Annotated in this window: 11 protein-coding genes; all 11 read left to right on the plus strand. The window is 65.5% G+C overall.

Annotated features, from left to right (window positions below):
- Positions 1-280 precede the first annotated feature (280 nt).
- Positions 281-478 (plus strand): hypothetical protein, encoded by a 198-nt coding sequence (locus EOA28_RS24775; RefSeq protein ID WP_128315380.1) that lies wholly within the window; start codon positions 281-283, stop codon positions 476-478.
- A complete protein-coding gene (locus tag EOA28_RS24780) occupies positions 475-858 on the plus strand; it encodes a hypothetical protein (protein WP_128315381.1) in 384 nt (127 codons plus the stop codon). The genes EOA28_RS24775 and EOA28_RS24780 overlap by 4 nt, the downstream gene beginning before the upstream one ends.
- 30 nt (positions 859-888) lie before the next feature.
- Positions 889-1,293: a MucR family transcriptional regulator gene (locus EOA28_RS24785; protein WP_128315382.1), complete on the plus strand. Its 405-nt coding sequence runs from the start codon at positions 889-891 to the stop codon at positions 1,291-1,293.
- Positions 1,294-1,515 carry a hypothetical protein gene (locus EOA28_RS24790; RefSeq protein ID WP_128315383.1) on the plus strand — a complete coding sequence of 74 codons (222 nt, stop codon included), beginning with the start codon at positions 1,294-1,296 and terminating at the stop codon, positions 1,513-1,515. It begins immediately after the preceding gene.
- Positions 1,512-1,913 (plus strand): DUF551 domain-containing protein, encoded by a 402-nt coding sequence (locus EOA28_RS24795; RefSeq protein WP_128315384.1) that lies wholly within the window; start codon positions 1,512-1,514, stop codon positions 1,911-1,913. The genes EOA28_RS24790 and EOA28_RS24795 overlap by 4 nt, the downstream gene beginning before the upstream one ends.
- The gene (locus EOA28_RS24800) at positions 1,906-2,943 is read left to right on the plus strand and encodes a phage Gp37/Gp68 family protein (protein WP_128315385.1); all 1,038 of its coding nucleotides are present in this window, start codon (positions 1,906-1,908) and stop codon (positions 2,941-2,943) included. The genes EOA28_RS24795 and EOA28_RS24800 overlap by 8 nt, the downstream gene beginning before the upstream one ends.
- Entirely contained in the window at positions 2,940-3,245 is a 306-nt protein-coding gene (locus EOA28_RS24805; protein WP_128315386.1) for a hypothetical protein, read from the plus strand. Before EOA28_RS24800 ends, EOA28_RS24805 begins: the two co-directional genes overlap by 4 nt.
- Positions 3,242-3,451, plus strand: a complete 210-nt coding sequence (locus EOA28_RS24810) for a hypothetical protein (protein ID WP_128315387.1) — start codon at positions 3,242-3,244, stop codon at positions 3,449-3,451. Before EOA28_RS24805 ends, EOA28_RS24810 begins: the two co-directional genes overlap by 4 nt.
- A complete protein-coding gene (locus tag EOA28_RS39015) occupies positions 3,448-3,615 on the plus strand; it encodes a hypothetical protein (RefSeq protein WP_189342171.1) in 168 nt (55 codons plus the stop codon). The genes EOA28_RS24810 and EOA28_RS39015 overlap by 4 nt, the downstream gene beginning before the upstream one ends.
- A complete protein-coding gene (locus EOA28_RS24815) occupies positions 3,612-4,685 on the plus strand; it encodes a hypothetical protein (protein WP_245501585.1) in 1,074 nt (357 codons plus the stop codon). The genes EOA28_RS39015 and EOA28_RS24815 overlap by 4 nt, the downstream gene beginning before the upstream one ends.
- Before the next feature lie 40 nt (positions 4,686-4,725).
- Positions 4,726-4,918: hypothetical protein (locus EOA28_RS24820; RefSeq protein ID WP_128315388.1), on the plus strand; the 193-nt coding region annotated here is incomplete at its 3' end.

The following is a 4,918-nucleotide window of genomic DNA, read 5'->3' on the forward strand; positions in this document are numbered from 1 at the left end:
CCCGGACGATTGCGCGGTCACCATCGACAGACAGACATCGGACCGCCTGTTCCTGCTGCAGTTCCGCGACCGCCTGCCGCTCACCATCCGCATGGCGCCGGATGCGGTGGCAGATTCCATCGACCAGTTGACGACACTGTCGCGCCTCACCGCGAATTGAAACCGGCGGCTGAGGCTCTGGCTCCGTTGCCTGGTCGCCTGAATTTATACAAGTGTATTGACTAAGTACATTTGTACTCATATGGTGACGCCGAACTCACCGCGAAAAGCGAGTAAGGCGATGACCAGCAGAGCCAAGCTAAAACCCTGTCCTTTCGACCATCCAATCCGCAACGGTTCGGCCATCGAGCCGATCAACAACCATTTCCACGGCATCTGCCGCGACTGCGGCGCGCAGGGGCCGGAGGCGGAAAAATTCGCGGAGGCGCTTGTCCTCTGGAATGCCCGACGCCGGAGCGACGGGAGCGCCAAGCAATGACGATTTGCGAACCCCTCAGCCAGCGCCAGGACCTCATTTCCGAATGCGAGGGCCTCGGCCTAGACCTGAAGGCCCCGCGCCACTGGCGCGAGAGCTATTCGGACGAGCAGCTGCGCGCCGCCATCACCTGGCTCGACGAGAAGGGCACGATCGCCGATCAGCTGATCGCCGCCGCAGCGACTTCCGAGAGGCTGGAACTGTGGATATCGCGCCAGATCCTCGCCCATGAGAGGCCATCACAGATCCTGGCGACGATGGCCCGCGCGCCCGGTGATCTGTTTGCCGCGATCAGCCGCGATGGCGCGCCGGCATTGACCTTCGCCTGCCTCATCATGTTCGCGCTGCCGTTCTTCGCGCTCGGCTTCGTGCTGCCTGCCTGAAATTTCCCTTTGTTTCAACGGAGTAAGAAAATGGACAATCTCGTCTCACTGACCGCGACTATTGTTTCGGCATATGTCAGCAACAACTCGGTGCCGGCCGGCCAGTTGCCGGAGCTGATCGCCAGCGTCAGCGCCTCTGTCAAGGGCCTCGCCACCGGCCAGGCCGTCGCGCCCTCGGCGCCGCCAGTGCCGGCGGTCAATCCGAAGCGCTCGATCTTCCCCGACCACATCGTCTGCCTGGAGGATGGCAAGCGTTTTCGCTCGCTGAAGCGCCACCTCGCCACCGATTTCGGCCTGACGCCGGAAGCCTATCGCGCCAAATGGGGCCTGCCGAAGGACTATCCGATGGTGGCGCCGAACTATTCGGCGCAGCGCTCGGCGCTGGCCAAGGCCTCGGGCCTCGGCCGCAGCACAAGCCATCTCAGGGCGGCGTAGATGAACGAGCGCCTCAACCGCGTGCCCGTGCGCGAGGCCGTGACGGTGCCGGTGTTCCACACGGAGCCTCGGCAGCTGTGCTCGATCTATCCGCATTGCGAATGCGAGGCCGACTGCATCGGCGGCCAGTCCCGCCGGCGGGCGCAGACCATCTTCCTCGCCGGCGTCGCGCTCACGGTCGCGATCGGCGGCGGCGTCATCTTGTGGAGCTTTTTCCTATGAGCACTTTCAAGGAAGGCGACCGCGTCTGCTCGATCGAGATGGCGACCGTGACGGCGGTCATCGACGATGAGAGCTGCGAAATAGCCTGGGACATTTCGGGCTGCGCCAGCGATGTCGACTTCGACCGCCTACGGCCGGCAGCGGCAGCTGAATGGCAGCCGATCGACACCGCACCGAAGGACGGCACAAAGGTCCTGCTCTGGATGGTCCACCGCAACGCGGCCTACAGCCCGGATCCGATCGGCGAAGGCTGGGCGGCGCCCGTGACGGCCAAATGGATCGATCACAATGGCGGTGGCTGGACGTGGCATGGCATGCTCGGCCGACCCACACACTGGATGGCGTTGCCTGCCGCGCCAAAGGACTGGAAGCCTTTCACGGACGAAGTCCATGGCTGACAAATCCGCCATCGAATGGACCGACGCGACGTGGAATCCGATCACAGGATGCTCGGTCGTTTCGCCTGGCTGCACGAACTGCTACGCGATGAAGCTCGCCGGCACGCGGCTGAAGAAGATTGACAGCCGCAAGGGGCTGACGCGCGACACCAAGGCCGGCCCGGTCTGGACCGGTGAGGTCAGGCTCAACAAGCAGTGGCTCTACCAGCCTTTCGACTGGAAGAAGCCGCGCCGCATCTTCGTTTGCGCGCATGGCGATCTCTTCGCCGAGAACGTGCCGGACGACTGGATCCTCGACGTCTTCACCGTCATGGCCGCCGCCAGTCACCACACCTACCAGGTGCTCACTAAGCGGACTGAGCGCATGCGCGAGTTCGTCTCGCGCCGCGACCTGCTCGATGACATCTATACCAACTGGTACACCTTCAGCGGCGGCGCCCGCGAGGTGCAGTCATGGCCGCTGCACAATGTCTGGCTCGGCACCTCGACCGAGGACCAGAAGCGCGCCGACGAGCGGCTTCCTGATCTGTTGTCGACGCCGGCAAAGGTCCGCTTCGTCTCGGCGGAGCCTTTGCTCGGGCCGCTGGACATCAGCAAATACCTGCGTCCGCTTTGCGACCGCTGCCCGCCATGGGAAGTGCCGTGCCGCATCGGCTGCGAGCATTGCACGCGGCTCGACTGGGTCATCGTCGGCGGCGAGAGCGGGCCAGGCGCACGGCCGATGCATCCCGCCTGGGCGCGCTCGCTGCGCGACCAGTGCGCGAACAACCGCGTGCCGTTTTTCTTCAAGCAGTGGGGGTCGTTTCAGCAGGTCTATGATCGCCAGGTCGAGGATCATGACTGGCGGCGATGCGACATCGTCGCCCGTGAAACACCGAACGGCCAATGGCTGAACCTCGCCGGCGGCCAAGGCTTTCACGGCGAGAGCGTCGTGCGCGTCGATCGCGTCAGCAAAAAGGTCGCCGGCCGCTTGCTCGACGGCATTGAGCACAACGGTATGCCCGAGCTGCGCGAGGCGGCGGTCCTATGAGCAATCGCAAAAAGTTCGACGCGAACGATCCGTTCGACGCCATTGCGCAGATGACCAAGACTGCAATCGCGACAGCCTTTGGCGAGGTGATGGCGAAGGCGCCGGCGATCTCCAGCGATCCGGAAATCCAATACGAGGCGCTTGCCATCGGCTTGCTGGTCGGAGCCTGCGGCTGTGCCATCGCCATGACGGCACCCGGTGGCCACGGCGAGCTGCGCGCAGCACTGCTGGCACATCTGCCGGACGCCTTTGACCAGGCGCGCGACATCGTGGACCTGCCGCCGCTTGGGAGGCCATCATGATCGAGAAGCATGCCGGCCTTCAGCAGATCGTCTGCGACTGCGGCGTCAGCCAGAAGCGCACCTATCAGTCCGATGAGTTCGACGTGATGGTGTCCGACGCCCGCGCCGACGGCTGGTCGATCCAGCGCGGCGCCGGCGAGTGGACGCACACCTGCCCTGACTGCCGCGAAAGCGCGCGGGCGAAACCGCAGGGGAGGCTGCTTTGAGCTTCCCCTACATCTACCGCTGGGACCGCCAGGGCCGCAAAGGCCAGGCCTGCGCCGTCACCGCGCGCGGCGCCTTCAACTCGATCCGCGTCCAGTTTGCCGACGGCTACGTAATGATCACCAGCGGCAACGCCATCCGCAAAATCAAACCCGGAGAGAAATGACCATGCCGCGCGCCAAGAAAGACCCGAACGCCGAGACTGTTCCGGCGGCGATCACCGCCTACAAGGGCTTTCTCGACGACCTGACCTGCCGTCCCGACGGCAAGGTCTTTCAATTCGAGATCGGCAAGACCTATCGGCATGACGGCAAGGTCAAGGCCTGCGAAGGCGGCTTCCACGTCATCACCGGCCATCCTCTGGCGCTGTTCCAGTATTACGCGCCGGCCGGCACGCGCATCTGCCAGGTCGAGATTTCCGGCGCGATGGACAGCGACGATGGCGGCGAGAAGACCGCCGCCGAGATCCTGACCGTCGGCAAGGAGATCGGCCTGACCCAGCTGATCCTCGATGCCGTGAAATGGGTGACAGACCGCGCCAGGCTGGTCGAGGGAAACCACACGGCCGGCGATAGCGAGCAGGTCAGGAACGACGATCACGGAGGCGCTGCCACCGCCTCGGGACGGCGAGGCGCTGCCACCGCATCAGGATGGCGAGGCGCTGCCACCGCCTCGGGCATGCGAGGCGCTGCCACCGCCTCGGGAACGGAGGGCGCTGCCACCGCATCAGGATGGCGAGGCGCTGCCACCGCATCGGGAAGCTATGGCGCTGCCACCGCCTCGGGCTACCAGGGCGCTGCCACCGCTTCGGGCATGCGAGGCGCCGCCACCGCATCGGGCGAGCGAGGCGCTGCCACCGCATCTGGTGATTGTGGCGCTGCCACCGCATCTGGTGATTGTGGCGCTGCCACCGCCTCGGGCTACCAGGGCGCTGCCACCGCCTCGGGAACGGAGGGCGCTGCCACCGCATCGGGCGAGCGAGGCGCTGCCACCGCATCTGGTGATTGGGGCGCTGCCACCGCCTCGGGACGGCGAGGCGCTGCCACCGCCTCGGGCTATGAAGGCAAGGTGCGGGGCAGGGAAGGGTGCGCGCTTTTCCTGGCCGAACGCAGCAGCAACGGCGACATCGTCAACGTCTGGGCTGGCATCGCCGGTCGCGACGGCATCAAGCCCGACACCTGGTATCGCCTTAAGGACGGCGAGCCGGTCGAAGTCGAAGACAAGGGCCGCGACTGAAATGGGCGCCAGGCCACGCCAATCCTGGGCGACGCGGCCGATGCCGCCGCTCACCGTCGCGCGCCTGGAGGAGCATCTCGACATCGTCGCGATGCTCATGTCGAAGGCCGGCCGTGACGCCGACCTCTATCTGCCGATCTGGCGGCGCGTCCAGTTGGAACTGAAGAAGCGCAAGGAAGCCGACGCGATCCTTGCCGAGGCGAGGGCGCGCCTCACCCGATCCCAATCTATAC

The sequence above is a fragment of the Mesorhizobium sp. M2A.F.Ca.ET.067.02.1.1 genome, from assembly GCF_004023285.1.
GTDB lineage: Bacteria > Pseudomonadota > Alphaproteobacteria > Rhizobiales > Rhizobiaceae > Mesorhizobium.